28 protein-coding genes are annotated in these 15,255 nt (G+C 61.0%); 26 read left to right on the top strand and 2 right to left on the bottom strand.

Features of this window, described 5'->3' with window-relative positions:
* Positions 1 to 98: 98 nt before the first annotated feature.
* Both NKJ26_RS03280 and NKJ26_RS03275 read right to left on the bottom strand, forming a co-directional pair.
* Complete coding sequence (locus NKJ26_RS03280) at positions 99 to 308, bottom strand: hypothetical protein (protein WP_352693644.1); 210 nt, start codon at positions 306 to 308, stop codon at positions 99 to 101.
* Positions 305 to 2,767 carry an ADP-ribosyltransferase gene (locus tag NKJ26_RS03275; RefSeq protein ID WP_352693642.1) on the bottom strand — a complete coding sequence of 821 codons (2,463 nt, stop codon included), beginning with the start codon at positions 2,765 to 2,767 and terminating at the stop codon, positions 305 to 307. Before NKJ26_RS03275 ends, NKJ26_RS03280 begins: the two co-directional genes overlap by 4 nt.
* Positions 2,768 to 3,006: 239 nt before the next feature.
* Between NKJ26_RS03275 and NKJ26_RS03270 the strand changes: the two genes are divergently transcribed.
* From NKJ26_RS03270 to NKJ26_RS03145, 26 genes are all read left to right on the top strand, one after another.
* The gene (locus NKJ26_RS03270) at positions 3,007 to 3,870 is read left to right on the top strand and encodes a phage replication initiator YdaU family protein (RefSeq protein WP_352693640.1); all 864 of its coding nucleotides are present in this window, start codon (positions 3,007 to 3,009) and stop codon (positions 3,868 to 3,870) included.
* Positions 3,833 to 4,225: a hypothetical protein gene (locus NKJ26_RS03265; protein WP_352693638.1), complete on the top strand. Its 393-nt coding sequence runs from the start codon at positions 3,833 to 3,835 to the stop codon at positions 4,223 to 4,225. The genes NKJ26_RS03270 and NKJ26_RS03265 overlap by 38 nt, the downstream gene beginning before the upstream one ends.
* Before the next feature lie 105 nt (positions 4,226 to 4,330).
* On the top strand, positions 4,331 to 4,585 hold the full coding sequence (locus tag NKJ26_RS03260; RefSeq protein ID WP_352693636.1) for a hypothetical protein: 255 nt from the start codon (positions 4,331 to 4,333) through the stop codon (positions 4,583 to 4,585).
* A gap of 110 nt (positions 4,586 to 4,695) precedes the next feature.
* Positions 4,696 to 6,117 (top strand): DUF4942 domain-containing protein, encoded by a 1,422-nt coding sequence (locus tag NKJ26_RS03255; protein WP_352693634.1) that lies wholly within the window; start codon positions 4,696 to 4,698, stop codon positions 6,115 to 6,117.
* The gene (locus tag NKJ26_RS03250) at positions 6,114 to 6,359 is read left to right on the top strand and encodes a hypothetical protein (RefSeq protein ID WP_352693632.1); all 246 of its coding nucleotides are present in this window, start codon (positions 6,114 to 6,116) and stop codon (positions 6,357 to 6,359) included. Before NKJ26_RS03255 ends, NKJ26_RS03250 begins: the two co-directional genes overlap by 4 nt.
* 29 nt (positions 6,360 to 6,388) lie before the next feature.
* Positions 6,389 to 6,820: a hypothetical protein gene (locus NKJ26_RS03245; protein WP_352693630.1), complete on the top strand. Its 432-nt coding sequence runs from the start codon at positions 6,389 to 6,391 to the stop codon at positions 6,818 to 6,820.
* A gap of 34 nt (positions 6,821 to 6,854) precedes the next feature.
* A complete protein-coding gene (dnaN, locus tag NKJ26_RS03240; RefSeq protein ID WP_352693628.1) occupies positions 6,855 to 8,015 on the top strand; it encodes a DNA polymerase III subunit beta in 1,161 nt (386 codons plus the stop codon).
* Positions 8,012 to 8,392, top strand: coding sequence for a LexA family protein (locus tag NKJ26_RS03235; protein ID WP_352693626.1), 381 nt, complete (start codon positions 8,012 to 8,014; stop codon positions 8,390 to 8,392). Before dnaN ends, NKJ26_RS03235 begins: the two co-directional genes overlap by 4 nt.
* 75 nt (positions 8,393 to 8,467) lie before the next feature.
* Positions 8,468 to 8,602, top strand: coding sequence for a hypothetical protein (locus NKJ26_RS03230; protein ID WP_352693624.1), 135 nt, complete (start codon positions 8,468 to 8,470; stop codon positions 8,600 to 8,602).
* Positions 8,603 to 8,607: 5 nt separating this feature from the next.
* Positions 8,608 to 8,997 carry an HNH endonuclease gene (locus tag NKJ26_RS03225; RefSeq protein WP_352693623.1) on the top strand — a complete coding sequence of 130 codons (390 nt, stop codon included), beginning with the start codon at positions 8,608 to 8,610 and terminating at the stop codon, positions 8,995 to 8,997.
* Between the two features lie 25 nt (positions 8,998 to 9,022).
* On the top strand, positions 9,023 to 9,259 hold the full coding sequence (locus NKJ26_RS03220; protein ID WP_352693621.1) for a helix-turn-helix domain-containing protein: 237 nt from the start codon (positions 9,023 to 9,025) through the stop codon (positions 9,257 to 9,259).
* Complete coding sequence (locus NKJ26_RS03215; RefSeq protein WP_352693619.1) at positions 9,260 to 9,436, top strand: hypothetical protein; 177 nt, start codon at positions 9,260 to 9,262, stop codon at positions 9,434 to 9,436.
* Positions 9,437 to 9,500: 64 nt separating this feature from the next.
* Positions 9,501 to 9,707: a hypothetical protein gene (locus NKJ26_RS03210; RefSeq protein ID WP_352693617.1), complete on the top strand. Its 207-nt coding sequence runs from the start codon at positions 9,501 to 9,503 to the stop codon at positions 9,705 to 9,707.
* A gap of 190 nt (positions 9,708 to 9,897) precedes the next feature.
* Positions 9,898 to 10,080 carry a hypothetical protein gene (locus NKJ26_RS03205; RefSeq protein ID WP_352693615.1) on the top strand — a complete coding sequence of 61 codons (183 nt, stop codon included), beginning with the start codon at positions 9,898 to 9,900 and terminating at the stop codon, positions 10,078 to 10,080.
* Complete coding sequence (locus NKJ26_RS03200) at positions 10,077 to 10,307, top strand: hypothetical protein (protein WP_352693613.1); 231 nt, start codon at positions 10,077 to 10,079, stop codon at positions 10,305 to 10,307. The genes NKJ26_RS03205 and NKJ26_RS03200 overlap by 4 nt, the downstream gene beginning before the upstream one ends.
* Positions 10,307 to 10,615, top strand: coding sequence for a hypothetical protein (locus NKJ26_RS03195; protein ID WP_352693611.1), 309 nt, complete (start codon positions 10,307 to 10,309; stop codon positions 10,613 to 10,615). Before NKJ26_RS03200 ends, NKJ26_RS03195 begins: the two co-directional genes overlap by 1 nt.
* Positions 10,612 to 10,815: a hypothetical protein gene (locus tag NKJ26_RS03190; RefSeq protein ID WP_352693609.1), complete on the top strand. Its 204-nt coding sequence runs from the start codon at positions 10,612 to 10,614 to the stop codon at positions 10,813 to 10,815. Before NKJ26_RS03195 ends, NKJ26_RS03190 begins: the two co-directional genes overlap by 4 nt.
* A 642-nt stretch (positions 10,816 to 11,457) precedes the next feature.
* On the top strand, positions 11,458 to 11,829 hold the full coding sequence (locus NKJ26_RS03185) for a hypothetical protein (RefSeq protein ID WP_352693607.1): 372 nt from the start codon (positions 11,458 to 11,460) through the stop codon (positions 11,827 to 11,829).
* Positions 11,826 to 12,023 carry a hypothetical protein gene (locus tag NKJ26_RS03180; protein WP_352693605.1) on the top strand — a complete coding sequence of 66 codons (198 nt, stop codon included), beginning with the start codon at positions 11,826 to 11,828 and terminating at the stop codon, positions 12,021 to 12,023. The genes NKJ26_RS03185 and NKJ26_RS03180 overlap by 4 nt, the downstream gene beginning before the upstream one ends.
* A gap of 10 nt (positions 12,024 to 12,033) precedes the next feature.
* On the top strand, positions 12,034 to 12,312 hold the full coding sequence (locus tag NKJ26_RS03175; RefSeq protein ID WP_352693603.1) for a hypothetical protein: 279 nt from the start codon (positions 12,034 to 12,036) through the stop codon (positions 12,310 to 12,312).
* Positions 12,313 to 12,548: 236 nt separating this feature from the next.
* Positions 12,549 to 12,716, top strand: a complete 168-nt coding sequence (locus NKJ26_RS03170; RefSeq protein ID WP_352693601.1) for a hypothetical protein — start codon at positions 12,549 to 12,551, stop codon at positions 12,714 to 12,716.
* Positions 12,717 to 12,725: 9 nt separating this feature from the next.
* Entirely contained in the window at positions 12,726 to 13,277 is a 552-nt protein-coding gene (locus NKJ26_RS03165; protein ID WP_352693599.1) for a hypothetical protein, read from the top strand.
* A complete protein-coding gene (locus tag NKJ26_RS03160) occupies positions 13,274 to 13,636 on the top strand; it encodes a hypothetical protein (protein WP_352693597.1) in 363 nt (120 codons plus the stop codon). Before NKJ26_RS03165 ends, NKJ26_RS03160 begins: the two co-directional genes overlap by 4 nt.
* On the top strand, positions 13,633 to 14,079 hold the full coding sequence (locus NKJ26_RS03155) for a hypothetical protein (RefSeq protein ID WP_352693595.1): 447 nt from the start codon (positions 13,633 to 13,635) through the stop codon (positions 14,077 to 14,079). The genes NKJ26_RS03160 and NKJ26_RS03155 overlap by 4 nt, the downstream gene beginning before the upstream one ends.
* Positions 14,076 to 14,777 carry a DUF2786 domain-containing protein gene (locus NKJ26_RS03150; protein ID WP_352693594.1) on the top strand — a complete coding sequence of 234 codons (702 nt, stop codon included), beginning with the start codon at positions 14,076 to 14,078 and terminating at the stop codon, positions 14,775 to 14,777. Before NKJ26_RS03155 ends, NKJ26_RS03150 begins: the two co-directional genes overlap by 4 nt.
* Positions 14,774 to 14,989, top strand: coding sequence for a hypothetical protein (locus NKJ26_RS03145; protein WP_352693592.1), 216 nt, complete (start codon positions 14,774 to 14,776; stop codon positions 14,987 to 14,989). Before NKJ26_RS03150 ends, NKJ26_RS03145 begins: the two co-directional genes overlap by 4 nt.
* The last annotated feature ends 266 nt before the right edge of the window (positions 14,990 to 15,255 follow it).

The raw sequence follows: 15,255 nt of genomic DNA, 5'->3' as shown, positions 1-15,255 counted from the left end.
ATTGGTGATTAACAGGGTAAGCGGTCGATCCTTAACGGTGTAGCCGCGCTAAAAGAGCCCGTCGCTCACGCTCATTAGCTGCGACGGAAAGGCCGGGATCACCCGGCCTTTTTTTCTATCGCGTCAAGTTCGGCAAGCCGATCCTTCGCCGCCTGGACGGCTTTGGGATCGTCGTTGTCTTCAATGATCGTCTCGCAGATGAACCGCTCATTCGCACGTTTCTTGGCGAGCTTGGCCTCGACCTCCGCGTCGGTCTTCAAGACCGTGTAGGAGCCGCCGAACTTGTCGGGGTTGATTGGCGTCTTCATTCCGTCACTTCCTCGACTTCCAGAACGACAACGCGGTTCCCCGCATAGGTTCCGACCTTTGTCTTGTAGTAGTCGGTTTCGTCGCGCACGCCCACCACCCGGTATTGCGTGCCGCGCGTGATGATTTCTTGCTCATAGTCGGTCCCGCGCAGCATCGGCGTTCCCTTTTTGAAGACGGCTTCCATGACGAAGGAAGTCTCGCCCTCGCCGGGAATGTTGATAGCAGAGCCGTTGGCAAAGCCAGCCGCCGCCCTCTCGCGGACGGAGAATGACATATAGCCATCGTCGGAGACAACAACGCCCCGGAGGTCATCGACCTTGAAGCCCGCCGGAACCCGCGCCGAGCCGTATTGCTCTTTGAGCGTATGCCGGAGATCGAAGCCGCGAAAACCCTGCATGTCGACAGGCGCTTGGTTTCTCATAAGCGCCTTGTCCATGTTTGCGATTTTCCTCGCCGTCTCGCCGCCGAGTTCCTTGATCTTGCGACGGTCGCCCTTGTGTTCGCGCAACATCGCATTGATCGAGCGATAGGTGCTTCCCTTGTATTGGTCGATAGCGGTTTGCTCCGGGCTGGTCACGTCGTTGTAGTGCCTGCCTGCCCATGAGAAATATTCGTGATCGGCAGTCTTCAGTTTGTAGAAGACACCGCCGTCCTTCCCTTGCGCGATCTCATGCTTGATCGTCATGACCTCTTGATCGGTCATGGTGATTTTCTGGCCGGCCTTTTTCGACGCTGCCATCGCCTTCGCGAGCTTTTTGGCTTCGGCGGCAGCGGCGGCGGCGGCAAGCTGCTCTTCGGCGGCCTTGGCGGATGCGGCCTTGGCCGCCTCGATCGCCTTGGTGGCGTCGATGTATTGGAACTTGATCGTCGGCTCCTTCAGAGCCTCCGCCGCCTTCAGCGCTGTCTTGCCCTCGATCAGATGGAACTTGTCGCCGACCTTCGCGCCGTAGACGGGAACCGATGGATCGAACTTCTCGATCAGCGCCTTGACCGCGTCCGCCTGCACGCTGCCGCCATAGACGATTTCGATATCGGACAGGGCGACCTGGGCGATCTCGCCGCCGGACTTGGCGAGTTGCCCGTTCGCGCCGGCATAGAGCTTGGCATAGCCGCTCGCTGCCGGAGCCGAGGAAGGCTGGCTAAGGGCGACGGTGCCGTTCTCCGCTTGCGCGTCGATCCGCGTGAGCGCTGCGGTCTTTTTCGCTTCGGCCGCTTCCTTCGCCAGCTTGGCCGCGTTTTCAAGGGCAAGCTGCTTCGCGGCTTCAGCCAGGGCGGCTTTCTTGGCCGCGATCTCCGCCGCCGTTTCGACGATCTGGACCTTTGCGGCGGCAATCGCCTTTTTCGTCGACTTCGCCGCCTCCGTCTGAATTGGGGCCGGCGGAGCCGAGCGCTTAACCGCGCCGGGATTGAGTGCGGCCTCTTTCGCCGTCTTCTCCCCGAACGCGCGCTTCCATGCCGCCGCGTCGCTCGCCTTCAGTTGCTCCAGCGTGAGAGGGCGCCCGCTGTCGGCCACGAATTTGTCGAGCGTGATCCGGCCATCCTTCCAAAGCTTCTGCTTTGTGGGGCCGAGAACTTCCATCTGCACGGCGTCGGGCTGGTCGGCGAGCCATTTGGCGTAATCGTTCACCGCATCGACCTCTTGGCCGATGACGATCGGGGCGATGGTGGAGCGACAGTTGATGTGGGCCGGGGGGATCGGGTTCGTCGAGTTCGGCGAATTCGTGTAGACCGCGCCCGCCCTCGATCGGCAAACCGGCGTCGTGCGCGCATCGAGAACCGCCAACCACTGATAGCGATCGAACACGTCCGCGTTGTCGTCGAGGAAGGTCTTGTGGGCGGCGTTGGAGACGTGATTGACTGCCGTCCGCACCAAAGCCTCGACGCCGCGCTTCGTGCCGCGCAGAGCCCCGTCCCCATAGTTAAGGGCGCGGGTTCCGCGAATGCGCCTGGTGATGTCCGAAACGCTCTCGCCTTCCATGACGCCGATCAGCACGGCGTCGTGAACCTTTTGCTTGATCTGGTCGGGATACTGGAGAAGCCAATCCTTGATGTAGCGCCCTTGGAGTGGGCGGGTCGTGACGATGGCCTTCAGAAGTTGCGGAGACGGCGTGACGAAGTTCGTCGCAAACGGCAGGGACGCCTTGTAGGTTCCGGCCGCCCACTCGACCTCATGAACCGCCAGGTCGCCGAGTTCCGTCTCGACTGTCGAGTTGACGACGGCCATCGCCTCGACCGCCGTTGCCCGGATTTGAGAGAGCAAGGTTTCCAAATGCTGTCGCGCAGCCGAGGAAGGGCCGGCCGTGGTCGCGTCGAGCGCCGGCATCGCCGCGATCTTGGCGACGATGTTGGCCTCCGCCTTGTTGAGCTTGGACAGGATTTTCTTGTTGAGGGCGACGCCGTAGCGCTCCAGCCCTATGCGGTGCTGAACAAGCAGGTTGTGGGCGACCGCATTCGGCATCAATGTCAACCAGAATTTTTGTTGATTTCGCAGAAATTGCTGTCATCCTAACAGTCCGGTTTGTTTTTTGAAAGATCGTTCGTGCTGGTAGCACAAAGGATTTTGTCAAAAGTGAATTGCGCTTCCGTCCCGACGCGAGTATGGGGCGGCTTCCTACCCCAACAGAAACGGCCCGAAATGAAGCTTCACCCGATGCATTCTCACGCCCGTCGATTGCCCTCGACCCCGGAGCGCGGCGAATGAAAGCCGGCCTCGAGTGGTACAAGCATGAACCCCGCGCGTTCCTCGACGGCGTCCAGGGTTTGGGTCCGGACGTGATCGGCGCGTATATCGTTCTGCTAGATTTGATCTATGCGCGCGGCGGCGAAACCAAGCGCGACGATCGCCATTTGTCGGGCATTCTCGGATGCTCGATCCGCATGGCTACGAGCCTAACCGACAAGCTGATCGACCTTGGCAAGCTGTCATTTGAAGGCGATCTCATCACCAATTCGCGCGCAAAATCAGACACCAAATCAGCGCGAAATGGATACGAAACCCGCTCCAAATCTCAACGGGAGCGGCGCGAAAACGAGGCCACTTCCAACAAAATCAATGACTTGGGAGACAAGCAAGAGACAAGCGCCTTAAATAGAGAAGATAAGAATAGAATAGAAAAGGAACCTAACGGTTCCAAAAGCGGCGAGCCGCTTCCACTATTCGACCCGGAAACCCTTCCTCCAGAGCCTACCGAGGAAACCAAGCCGGCAGCGCCTCCAAAGCCAACAGCCCGGCAAATCCTCCAGTCCACCTTGCGGCGGGAAACCGCCGACGCTGTCGTGAAGCACCGGGTCAAAATCCGTAAGCCGCTCACCGATCGCGCCGCCGAATTGCTGGCCGAGAAGTTCGGTCGCTGTGAAGACCCCGACGCGGCGGCCGACATGATGATCGCGAACGGCTGGCAGGGCTTCGAACCCGCATGGGTCGAAGGCCGCCAGCGCCAAGCCAACACCCCTACCACAATCCCACGGCGCACCACGGCCGGCGTTCTAGCCGACATGGCGCGCGACTATGGAGAAACGAACAATGAACCACTTCAAATCGAAAGCCGACGTGATTGGTAAACTGGTCGCCGCCTTTAGCGAGAGCGCCGGGGTCGACCCGGTGGAGCGCGCCAAGGCGTTCATGATCGCAGTCGAGCCGCTAGCACCGCAGTTCCTCATCGAAGCCGTCTTGCGGTTCATCCGTGGCGAGGTCGAGGGGCATAATCCGCGCTTCTGTCCATCAACCGCCGAGCTATGCGCCGAAGCCCGTCGGCTGGAGGCTTTCGCAAAATACCAAGAGCGTAAGCGCGAAGCCGACAAGCTCCCTAAGCCGAAGGCCGAGCAACCGCTCGCCATTACCGACGCGGAACGCGCGGCCACGATCGCCCGGCTCCGCGCTAAGTTCCCGACAATGTTTCCACAAATCGAAGGCTGACAAATTTTTTTGTCGGACACGCTTGACCGCTCCGTTTTTGTGGCCTAGATATAGACCACGCCAGACGAAACGGCGTTGACGCCTACCACGCAACGGAGAAGCACCATGACGAAGTCCGAATTCATCACCGCATACGTTCTCGCTCGCGCCGGAGCTATTTCCGGAACCGTCACCGGCACAAAGCTTGTCCAGTCGGCAGCGATCGTTTGGCAGGAAATCCAGTACGAAACCGGCGTCGAAGAGCGACCGGCTCCGGTGATCGAGATCGAGGCGGCTCCGGCCGACAACGTCTTCCGCATCGCTCATGACCGGGACGGCGTCGTCCTCGACGACGAAGACGGAGCCGAAATCGGCCAGTAAGCCGAACGGAAGAGCGCGGCTCCCCACCGCGCTCTTTTTGACAAAACAATTTGTTGACTTTCTGTTCTTGTTCGAAGATTGTTCTAGCCCCTACCACGGAGCAACCCACCATGACCGCAGCGCTCGCTACCCGCGCGACCCTCGCCGAAATCGAGTTTTTTCGGAACCTCGCCTTCAACCAGTACGGCGAAGCCCACGCCTTGATCATGGCCGGCAATGACATGCTTCGCGCGGCCGGCGAAACCCTCCGCAAGGCCGCTCCGGCGGCCGATGGAATGTTCATGTCGCAAGAGCAGCGCAAGAGCGTCTTCGGCAGCTTCGAAGTCGCCAAGCGCGACGCCTTCATGGCCCTCGCTCAACAGATGGTCGACGCCGATTGCTGGACTTCGATCGTCAAGACGACGGACCTTGAACGCCTCATGGACAAAAAGGCGAAGGATGAGCTTCGCGCCGAGCTTCGCACGAAGCCGCCGGAGTTCACCGAAGAAACGGCTGCCTCGACGCTGGAGAAGTTCGCGGCCGAGGCCGGCATGATCTTTCGGCGCGGCATCGCGGAGGTCTTCTCCAATCTCGATCGCCGCTTTCGGTCGCACACCGGCTGGAAAATCGGGTCGCGCATCATCCTGTCCAGCGCCTTCGGCGACTACGGCCATTGGAACTATCACCGGAGCCATCGAGACACGCTTCAGGATATCGAGCGCACCTTCCTGATCCTCGACGGTCGCAAGGCTGTCGCACAATATGCCGGCATCGTCGGCGCGATCGACGCGGCGCGCGGCCGGGGAGGCTTCGACTATCCGGCCGTGATCGAAGGCGAGTTCTTCAAGGTCCGGATTTTCGGCAACGGCAATGCGCATCTTTGGTTCAAGCGCGACGACCTGGTCACGGTCGCGAACCGCATGATCGGCGAGTATTACGGCGAGGTCATCCCCGCAGAGCGCCAGCACGACAACGACGACGGCGGCCTTCATGAGCCGAAGCGATCGCTTGCCAGGAATTTTGGGTTCTTCCCGACGCCAGACGCCCTTGCCGAGCGCACGGTCGATGACGCGCGGCTCTACAGTCCCGACCGCAAGCTTCGCGTTCTGGAGCCGTCCGCCGGCACCGGGCAGCTTGCCCGCCGGGCACTGAAGCATGGCGCGGACCTGGTTTGCATCGAGTACCAGCGCGACCTTGCAATCAGGCTTGGAGCCGACGGCTTCAGGACCCATGCCGGCGACTTCCTCGACTTCACGCCGGACATGACCGGCACGTTCGACCGCGTCATCATGAACCCGCCTTTCGATCGCGAGCGCGATATCGATCACGTCATGCACGCCCTCAAATTCCTGAAGCCCGACGGCTTCCTGATCGCCATCATGTCCGCGCATACGGAGTTTGCCGAGACGCGCAAGGCCGTCGCCTTCAGGCAGCACATGGACCGCTTGAATGGGAAGTGGAGCGACAACCCGCGCGGGTCATTCTCCAGCGCCGGAACAAACGTCAACACGATCACGCTTCGCGTCTATGCGGACGGAAGGAGCTTTTGGTGAACCCGTCAAAGAAATCGATCGTCAAGGCGGCGGAGCGCATCTGCGCCAAGACGCCCGGCATGGCGCACGAAGTCGGAGCGGTATGGGAACAACTCGCCGCCGAGATCGCAGCCAGGCACGACTTCCGGAGCGTCCCTGGCGCGATTTGGGACCGAGCCCGGCTGGCGATGCTGCAATCCATCATCGAAGGCAACGACGCGCAATGCGCCGCCCTGGACGGCCGCAAGGCCATCGACCTTTAACCCTCAACCCTGCCACGGAGAAAACGAGCATGACCCCCAAGCAAATCCACGACGCGATCGATCGCCTGAAGGCTGTCGTCGGCCCGGCCGCCTATATCAGCGTGTCGCTTACGAGCGACCAAGGCTTTGTTCGCGGTACGATCTATCCCCTTGGAATTCTCGGTAGCCGGAGCGCCATATACGCCGAGAATGCGACGACGTTCGAAGAGTGTTTCGAGCAGCTAAACGCCAAATGGGCAGAACGCCGGACGGATTACCACACCGAAAATATCCGCAAGATGGCACTGGAGATCATCGATCTCAAACACCATCACGGCGTTTGCAGCGCAGCGGCGCTACGGAAAGCCTTCAGCGCCGACGAAGTCCGGTTCTTCGGCCCTGACGCCTGCGCTCTGGCGTCGCAAATGTGCGGCGGCCTCGACTTCACCATCGCCGACGGGACGGCCGCCATCGCCGCCTAAACCGAAGATCCTTTTCCTGCCACGGAGACGCAAAATGTATCATCTGGAAACCACCGCGGGCTTGCTTACGGCCGCCCTGAAGACCCTGAAGCCGGTTGTCGAGCCGAAGGTCATGATCCCGATCCTGGGAGCCGTCTTGTTCGACGGGGCGAGCGCCACGGCGACAAACCTCGACATTTTGATCACCGCCGGCTTTGCCGCAATCAAGGCGGAGGGGAAGGCGTGCATTTCCTACGCCTTTCTGGAGCGGATCGTCCGCCTGATCGACAAGAACGCCGAGATCGCAATCGACGTTGGCGACGACAACGCAGCGACCCTTACCTTCCCCGGTGGACGCTATCGCTTGCCGGCCTACGAGGCGACGGACTTCCCATCCCTCGATATGTCTGGCGACGTGTCAAGGATCGGGGGCGTGACCGACAGGTTCAAGGACGGCTTGAACTTCACGCAGCCGAGCATTTCGACGGAGGAAACCCGCTACTATCTCAACGGCGTTTTCTTCGACGGCGCGGAGGGCAAGTTCGGCATTGTCGCGACAGACGGCCACCGCCTATCGTGCTTCCCGCTCGATTTCAACGCGACGGCGCTCGCCGGCATCATCCTTCCACGCCAGACCGTCAACGTCTTGCTGAAGCTCCCCACGCCCAAGGCGATCCTTGTCGGCAAGGATCAGAAGCGCGTCGAGTTCCAACTCGACGGCGTGACCGTCCGAACAAAGACGATCGACGGAACCTTCCCCGATTGGCGGCGCATCGTGCCGAAGAAATCCGACGCAAAACAGGCGGCAACCTTCGATCGCGAAGCCCTGGAGGCAGCAACGAAGCGCGTCATGGCGGCGTCGACGGAGCGCGGCCGGTCGATCTCACTCGCCATCGGCGAAACGGGGGCGACCCTTGGCACCAAAAACGAGGATGCCTCCGGCGTCGAGTATCTGGACGGCGTCGACTTGTCGTCGCCCACAGCCGGCGGCGATATCGCTTTCAACGCGGCCTACATTCTAACAATGCTCTACCAGTTGAAGCGCAACGATCGCGTGACAATGTGGATCAATGACGGCGGCTCTCCGGCAACCATCACAGGGGCCAACGACAGCCCCAAGGAATTCATCATCCTTATGCCGATGCGAAGCGGCGACAACGGCTTCGCCCGTCAAGAACTTGCCCGGTTCGCCGCTCCCCTGAAGGTGGCGGCATGAGCGGCGGGATCACAAGGCGGCAAGAGGAAGTCTTCGACTTCATCGTCGCCGAGCTACGCGATGGTCGCCGCACGCCGACCCTGGACGAGATATGCGCCCACATCGGCCTGAAGTCCCGGTCGAGCGCGCACTATCTGGTCGCGCACCTGATCGAGGCTGGCCGGCTCCGGCGTGAAGGCACGCGCGATTTGGAGATCGTCGGCGGCGCGGAGGATCACCTTCGCGCCGTCCTGGCCGCCCTCGACCGCACGTCAGCGGCCGGGCTGGTCGCCGTCCGCCAGGCGAAGGCATTCGTCGAGGGCGCCAGGCGCTGGCCGGCAGCGCGCGTCCCCTACGCCGGGGCCGAAGATGCAAGCGCCAACCGTTTGTCGTTCTGACAAAAATACTTGTTGCATTAACAAAAAAACCGAGTAGCATTTTAGGCGTTCAACCTACCACAAGGAACGCCTGACATGCTTTCTAAGCCGATCATTCCGGCCCCGCTTTATCGCGCCGTCGCAGCCGCAGCTACCGGATATCTCTTCTATGCTATCTGGAGCGCGGTTGCCCATCTGGAGGCCGCCCTCGCCGTAGCCAGCCAGGTCTAGCCCCCATGAGCCGGCGCACACGGCGCTACATGGCTCGCCAGCAAGTCAAGCTGGATGCCGCCTTCCTCCGGGCCTATCGCGACGACGCGCGGGCCGCCCAGGGCAATCATTGCGACTATTGCCGCGATCATATTAGCGCCGGAACCGCCACGGCCGACCACGTCGAGCCGAAGGCGTCATTCGGGAAGGATCATCGCAACAATATCGTCGCCGCTTGCGGCCCCTGTAACCGGGCCAAAGGCCACATGCCGGCGGCCAAGTTCCGCCGCATGATCGAAGAACCGAGGGCGGGCGAACCGCTTGTGTTTCGGTGCATCAACATGCGTTTGCGTATCAATCGGCGTCTTGAGTTGATGGAAAAGCGGATCGCGCGAGCGACCGCAATTGCAGCCTGAAACCCTACCACACGAAGGAACGACAATGGCACAGCCACAATCGCAGAACGACTTGATTTTGGAGCATCTTTCCGTGCTTGGCACGATCACGCCGCTGGAGGCGCTGAAGGACTACGGATGCCTCCGCCTTGGCGCTCGCATCCATGATCTGAAGGGTCGCGGCTACGCCATCGACACCGACCTTATCGAGGTCGGCGACGACGGCAAGCGCGTTGCGCAATACTCGTTGAAGGCCACGGTCAGGGCGTCGAGAGCGGCGTAAATGATCACCGCCGCAACGTCCCCTCACCCCGACGCCGATCTCGCCGACCGCATTCTCGACGCGATGCTCGAATGCGAACTGGAGGCCGACCTGGCGGCCATGATCGCGATCGAGGCGCACGGCAAGCCGAGGCGCAAGCGCACCGCCGACCGCCGGCCCGCGAAACGGGCCGCATGACAAACTGATTTGTTGACACGCTTCAAGGTATGGCCTAAATGTAGGCCATACCACAGGAGACGACATGACCCAACTAACCCGCGACCACATCGCACTGAAGATCACCGCCGAGATCGTGGCCGACACCGTCGCACATATGTCAAAGCAGGCCGGCGTTTCATACGAAGCGCTCTTGCATAGCCTCTTCGTTGAGAAGAACGCGAACACGATCAAGGTCTTCAACAAGTATCTCGCGATTGCGGTCGCCTACGTCCAGAAGCAGGCCGCGTAATGGACCGCTCTCGCATCCTCCCTTACTGCGATCATTGCCTCGATACGATGTTTTGGTGCGATGACGCCGAAGACTACATTTGCGACTGCCCTGTCGTGACTGCCAAGCGTGAGGCCGCAGCCCAAGAAAACGAAGACATGGAACACGACCGCGAAGCGCCGTGATCCTCCAAGCTACCACGGAGACGACAGTGCTTAGAAAGTTTCTTTTCTGGATTGCCGGCGACCGGCCCATGCGCCGCATTGGGACGGCATTTATCGATCGGGTCACAGGCGAGCCGGTTCACTACTTCGTCGATGAATACGGCTCGCTTTGGCTGGCAACGCATCGTTGGTCGCTTTTCCGCATCCCGTCGAAGCGGGTACAGCGATGAGCAACGCCGTCAACGCCAGCGCCGAGATCAATGCGTCTTTCTACGCCAAGGGCTACGCCGAAGGCTTGCGGGACGCACACGACCACGATGTAGCGGGGCTTATCGAAGACCTCGACCGCGCGCGCGCCTGCCTCGAATTTGAGCGGATAATCCGGCGCGATTTCGAGCGCCAGATTGGCGATCTGAAGGAACGGCTCGCCGCTGAGACTGTCCGGAGGGCCGCCTAATGAGCGCGAAAGACTGGACGGTCTACACAACCGAGGATTTCGCGCCCTGGGCGGTTTTCACTGACGGCCATGTGCCGTTCGGCGACGCGAGCGACGCCTTTGCTGAAATGATGGTGGACCTCTTGGAAGGCCACGGCATCGACCGCGACGTGGCGGAAGACGCCGTCGGCGAAGGAACCTTCGGCCATTTCTGGATTGTCAACCGCTATGGGGACGGCGACGAGGATGCCGACGAGGAACACCCTTGGCATTGGTGCAAGGAAGGCACCGAGGGCGCCCTCGCCATTACCGGGATGAAGTTCCCATGAGCGCGCCAGACTTCAAGCCGGGCGACCGCATCGTCGGCCTTAGCGGGTACACCGGCACGGTCGGCAAGGTCGACGGCGACGCCGTGACCGTCACCCTGGACGGCGACGGAGGCACCGGCGACGTTCACCGACGCTACCTCACAATACTGAAGGCCGGCGTCGTGCCGCACGGCCAAGGAGCAAGCACCTATGTCCACTGATCTCGGACCGGCGACATTCTCCCCTTACCGGACCTGGCGCTTGGCAACGCCTTCGCGCCCCTCCGCTCGATCAACCCGAGACCAACGACTATCGAGGGACGAAAATATAGAACCTCGAAGCGTTTTCAGATCCACCCCTAAGGCCCAAAACGCACGCCGCTGTGTCATTGTATTTGACGTAGTAGGTGACAGTCTTATATTTCCTAATTGTAAAATTCGAGTGCCCGTTTGCACCATTATTGTAGAAAATAGTGCAACTCCAACCGTCGGGACCACCAGCGAAGACAGCGTTTCCGGCACATTTCCGAATATTCGTGTAACAGTTTTTTCGCATTGGCTCCATTTTGCCTGTCGGCGCCTTCGGTGCCTCGGAACCCTTCCCTTCAAATGGCAACGTTTTCGGAAGCGCTTGGCCCGCAAACAGCGATACCGTGAGTAATGCCAATAAAACTCTGCGCATGACTTGTCCTCCCAAATAGAGAAGCTCTCGGCTTCCCGCCGGCAATCTACCACGCAGCAGCTACATCGAAAAGCAAACAGCCGGACACCCCGGCCATCCCCTCTACCTCCGGCAGCATATCGAGCCGGCCCTTTCACTACCACAGGAACAAACTTGATATGAGAATTGGACTACTATCCGCAATGGCCGCCGCGACTATGGGCGCGGCCTTCGCTCGCGAGCCGAGCAATCGACTTGCCGTGACCTTCGGCCCCGACCGCACCGAAGCGCCGCCGCGCCGCTTCAGGCTCACCCGCGACAACTTCCATTTAGGGCGGACGATCGGCATTCTGTTCGATGGCGTTCCGCGCCGCGACGTGCTGGCCTACGACGCCGACGAGGGCTGGATCGAGACGGAGCGCCACAACAGCCGGCTCAATGGCCGCGTCGAGCCTTACTGGCGCAAGTTCGAAGAGACTTTCGAGCGCCACCAGGTCGACCCGCAGGCTCGCATTGACCGCGCCGAGGCCAAGCGCGCCCGCAAGGCCGCCAAGATCGTCGGGAGGGCGTCATGAGCTTGACCGTCACCTTCGGATGGTGGGTTGTGCCGGCAGTTATCACGATCGGCACATTCGGCCGCGCTGCGATGATCCCGGCGGAGCCGAAGGGCGGCGACTACAGCTTTCCCGACCCTATGCCATTCATCCGCTTCGGGCTTGCGGCGATCTTCTCGCTCGCCGCTTGGCTGGTTTGGGCGCTTGCAGCGTAGGAGGGATGCGATGGCTAAACCTGACGAGCGCAAGCTCCCGAAGCCTACCCGCGCCCTGCTTGCCTGCCTGAAAGCCGGCGCGGTCCTATGCAAGGAAGTTGCTGCCACTACGGCCGAGGCCAAGCAGGGTGGGTTTATCTGGTTTGTCTATCCGACCGGCGTCCGCGTCGCGAAGGATCAAGCCGAGAGCCTGCTAAAGCTTGGCTTCGTCGAGCCAGGCGGAGACAGCCTCATTCCCGGAGACGGGCAAACGTTCCGACCCGCCGGAGTTCGGTATAAGAACGGCTGACAAAAAATTTGTCCGACCGCAGTTTCGCTCTTGCGTTCTGATTATTGGTGGCCTAAATCTAGGCCACAAAGCGGAGACGACGCTGCCGGCCTCCAGCCTAAAACCCCTACCACAGGAGCAACACCATGATCGTTCTCGAATTTATCTTTCAAGATTTCTGGCATTGGGCCGGAACCGTTGTTCTGGTCGCCGCCGCGACCGCGCCTATCCGCATCCCTCGCCGGTAGGCCGCCGCTATGACCCGGCTTCAAATCCCTGCCTATACCGACCGTTGGATGATGGGCGACCGCTACGGCTCCCTCGACAAGGTCACGAAGCGCAAATCCGACGGCGAAGAGATCGCTCACGTCACGCTCGAAAAGTCGGGCAACACGGTTCGCGTCATTCTCGCTGACTGCACGTAAGAGGGCGACATGGCAGGCATCGAAACGACCTATCGCGGCCACACGATCAGCTACGGCGAGAATTCCGACGAGTGGTATTGCGCCGACCTTGACCACGGCGGCAACTCGCACGTCTCCCTCGCCAAGCTGAAGGCGAAGATCGACAAAATGTACCTCGATCTCCGCCGGAAGGCGGCGGTCAAGGCTTTCGAGATCAGCAGCGGCCCCTACGAAAGGCCGAGCCTAAACGAAGCGACCGTCATCGAGTACGTCGGGCAAGCCAAGACTTACAACAGTCGCGCCCCTGGCGGCGGCAGATACGAGCTTGGCGCGCACAAGGTCGCGGTGATAGCGACCCGGCACGGAAACGACCGAGCGAGCCGGGCAGAGAAGGAAATCCAAACCCTCATGCCCGCCACTCCGGAAGCGCACGCGGCTTTCGCTGAAGCCATTCGGCTGGCAGAAATCGCCAGAGCCGCAAAGACAGAGGCCGACGCCGCCCTGAAGGCGGTCCCGCGCCTATCGCTTGACGACATTGCCGAGCTTGTGAGGATCAAGGAAACGGAAGGTTCGCCGCAATGAACATGACGCCCTATCACTATCGCGCCAGCCTTGAAGAACAGAACCGCCGCGCCGCCGAGCTAATGGGCAAGACCGCGTTGGCCTATGAGAAGGTCGAGCATATCATCGACCACGAGACGCCCGACAACACCGGATGGTGGATCGTCTACTATGATCCGGATGGCACGTCTTATGATGCAATCGGCCCTTTCGACAGCCACGCCTATGCGACCGAGGTTCACGAAGGTTGCGCCGAGGAACCTGACCTTTGCAGGGCAATGGCAAGTTGGTCCCATGCCGACGAACCGGACCCGGATCGCCTTCGCGATGATCGCGACGAAAACCGCCGGCTGGCGCGAGAATTTGGAGGATGCGAATGATTGTGGTCAAGCTAAACGCCAGTGGGCTGCACCGCGTTCTCGATGGCAAAATCGGCATGACCTTCATCGTCGACGCCTTCACCGAGAGCTTGTCTGGCGGCAACATCGCCCACGTCCGCGACTACCGCTACCCGCAAGAGGGCAGGCCGTGGCAGATTTGGAACATCGGCCCCGAAGGCTACGACATTCTCACGCCAGACCCTTTGCGATGGGAACCCGATCCGGACCCGGTCACGGACGGCGATCTTCTGGCCTTTGCCGGCGATGTTCCTGTCGGCGGCGTGAAGCGTTCCGGCTCCGGCCGCTACCGTTGGGAGATCGTCTCGCTCCCAGGAAATCCACCCCTCCGTGACCATAGGGCGGGATGGCTGGAGACGGAGGCGGACGCGAAGGCCAAGGTTCAAGAGCTTTGGGACGACTGGAGCCGGAGGGCGGCGTCATGAGCGACCGCGACAAGCTCTTCAAGCGCATCCGCGCCCTGGCTGCGATGACGGTCGAGAACGGATGCACGGAAGACGAGGCGATCACCGCCGCGAGCAAGCTCGCCGACATGCTTGCCGCCCACAACGTCACGCTGGACGAAGCGACGCTCCGCGAGAACCCTTTTGCCCGCCACGACGAGCGCCACGACGACGCCGTAGGCGAGCGCTTGTGGAAACCGGCGCTTGCGGTCGCGGAATTGACCGGAACGCGTGTATGGGTCGGCCCTGCCGGCGTGCGACCCTATCGCGTGACGTTCTTCGGCTTCGATCACGAAGTCGAGGTCGCGAAGTACCTCTTGGCGATCGTTACGCGCGCCATGAGTGACGGAGAGCGGCGCACGATCGCGCAACATGCGCTCTTGGTCCCGGTGCGCCGTCGAATGCGCGTGGCGGCCTTCCTAGACGGGATGGCCGACAAGCTCTATGAGCGTATTCTTGCCCTGAAGCCGAAGACACCGACCGGAACCGGCTTGATCGTACTTCGCGATAGCCTTATCGACGCAGCGCTCGACGCGGCCGGGATCAAGTTAGGGGACGCTCGCGTTAAGCCGTCCAGATCGCTCGATGCGGAGTATCGACGCGGGCTGAAGGCTGGCGAAGCGGTCGATCTTAATCGCGGCGTGACGGGGCCGACAGGTATGCAGCGGAGGATTGCGTGAAGCTGATATTCGATATCAATGGCGCGGCGGTTGCCGGCGAGAACCGTCGCCCTTCCGATGTGATAAACGACCTTGGCATCCGCTGGACCTATTTCGAGGCGCAACCGGCCGATCAATGCGTCTTCAGCTATTGCTCTAGGGTTCCGGCGGACCTTCCGCCCTTCATCCGACGGTCGCTCGACGCGCCGAAGCCGGCAGAGGTCCAGCGATGAGCAAACAGCCGACAGCCGACCAATTGCGCGCGTATCTGATAGAGGTTCTGAAAAAGCGTGAGGCCATATGCCGGAACGCCGGTAATGACCCGGAGAGTTCGGAACGGCTCCAGGCATGGGAACACGGTCGCGCCGACTGCTACAAGGATTTCCGAGCGTACCTTCTGGACCTTGACCTGAAGAAGATTTAGCTCCGGCTGTCCGGGCTTTCCTCTCGGATCGCTCGCAAGATGGCGTGCCGCAATTCATCCTCTCGCTTCAGAGTT

It is taken from the genome of Mesorhizobium sp. M0152 (genome assembly GCF_040322415.1).
Lineage (GTDB): Bacteria > Pseudomonadota > Alphaproteobacteria > Rhizobiales > Rhizobiaceae > Mesorhizobium.
This window is presented reverse-complemented; position numbering and strand designations above follow the sequence as displayed.

Bases quoted from the DNA above. Each gene is read 5' to 3' on its own strand.
- NKJ26_RS03270 (WP_352693640.1), top strand. From the start codon at position 3,007: ATGAAAGCCGGCCTCGAGTGGTACAAGCATGAACCCCGCGCGTTCCTC.
- NKJ26_RS03275 (WP_352693642.1), bottom strand. From the start codon at position 2,767: ATGCCGAATGCGGTCGCCCACAACCTGCTTGTTCAGCACCGCATAGGG.
- NKJ26_RS03230 (WP_352693624.1), top strand. From the start codon at position 8,468: ATGCTTTCTAAGCCGATCATTCCGGCCCCGCTTTATCGCGCCGTCGCA.
- NKJ26_RS03265 (WP_352693638.1), top strand. From the start codon at position 3,833: ATGAACCACTTCAAATCGAAAGCCGACGTGATTGGTAAACTGGTCGCC.
- NKJ26_RS03260 (WP_352693636.1), top strand. From the start codon at position 4,331: ATGACGAAGTCCGAATTCATCACCGCATACGTTCTCGCTCGCGCCGGA.
- NKJ26_RS03190 (WP_352693609.1), top strand. From the start codon at position 10,612: ATGAGCGCGCCAGACTTCAAGCCGGGCGACCGCATCGTCGGCCTTAGC.
- NKJ26_RS03235 (WP_352693626.1), top strand. From the start codon at position 8,012: ATGAGCGGCGGGATCACAAGGCGGCAAGAGGAAGTCTTCGACTTCATC.
- NKJ26_RS03155 (WP_352693595.1), top strand. From the start codon at position 13,633: ATGATTGTGGTCAAGCTAAACGCCAGTGGGCTGCACCGCGTTCTCGAT.
- NKJ26_RS03200 (WP_352693613.1), top strand. From the start codon at position 10,077: ATGAGCAACGCCGTCAACGCCAGCGCCGAGATCAATGCGTCTTTCTAC.
- NKJ26_RS03170 (WP_352693601.1), top strand. From the start codon at position 12,549: ATGACCCGGCTTCAAATCCCTGCCTATACCGACCGTTGGATGATGGGC.
- NKJ26_RS03195 (WP_352693611.1), top strand. From the start codon at position 10,307: ATGAGCGCGAAAGACTGGACGGTCTACACAACCGAGGATTTCGCGCCC.
- NKJ26_RS03220 (WP_352693621.1), top strand. From the start codon at position 9,023: ATGGCACAGCCACAATCGCAGAACGACTTGATTTTGGAGCATCTTTCC.
- NKJ26_RS03215 (WP_352693619.1), top strand. From the start codon at position 9,260: ATGATCACCGCCGCAACGTCCCCTCACCCCGACGCCGATCTCGCCGAC.
- NKJ26_RS03225 (WP_352693623.1), top strand. From the start codon at position 8,608: ATGAGCCGGCGCACACGGCGCTACATGGCTCGCCAGCAAGTCAAGCTG.
- NKJ26_RS03210 (WP_352693617.1), top strand. From the start codon at position 9,501: ATGACCCAACTAACCCGCGACCACATCGCACTGAAGATCACCGCCGAG.
- NKJ26_RS03150 (WP_352693594.1), top strand. From the start codon at position 14,076: ATGAGCGACCGCGACAAGCTCTTCAAGCGCATCCGCGCCCTGGCTGCG.
- NKJ26_RS03175 (WP_352693603.1), top strand. From the start codon at position 12,034: ATGGCTAAACCTGACGAGCGCAAGCTCCCGAAGCCTACCCGCGCCCTG.
- NKJ26_RS03245 (WP_352693630.1), top strand. From the start codon at position 6,389: ATGACCCCCAAGCAAATCCACGACGCGATCGATCGCCTGAAGGCTGTC.
- NKJ26_RS03185 (WP_352693607.1), top strand. From the start codon at position 11,458: ATGGCCGCCGCGACTATGGGCGCGGCCTTCGCTCGCGAGCCGAGCAAT.
- NKJ26_RS03160 (WP_352693597.1), top strand. From the start codon at position 13,274: ATGAACATGACGCCCTATCACTATCGCGCCAGCCTTGAAGAACAGAAC.
- NKJ26_RS03180 (WP_352693605.1), top strand. From the start codon at position 11,826: ATGAGCTTGACCGTCACCTTCGGATGGTGGGTTGTGCCGGCAGTTATC.
- NKJ26_RS03280 (WP_352693644.1), bottom strand. From the start codon at position 308: ATGAAGACGCCAATCAACCCCGACAAGTTCGGCGGCTCCTACACGGTC.
- NKJ26_RS03255 (WP_352693634.1), top strand. From the start codon at position 4,696: ATGACCGCAGCGCTCGCTACCCGCGCGACCCTCGCCGAAATCGAGTTT.
- dnaN (WP_352693628.1), top strand. From the start codon at position 6,855: ATGTATCATCTGGAAACCACCGCGGGCTTGCTTACGGCCGCCCTGAAG.
- NKJ26_RS03165 (WP_352693599.1), top strand. From the start codon at position 12,726: ATGGCAGGCATCGAAACGACCTATCGCGGCCACACGATCAGCTACGGC.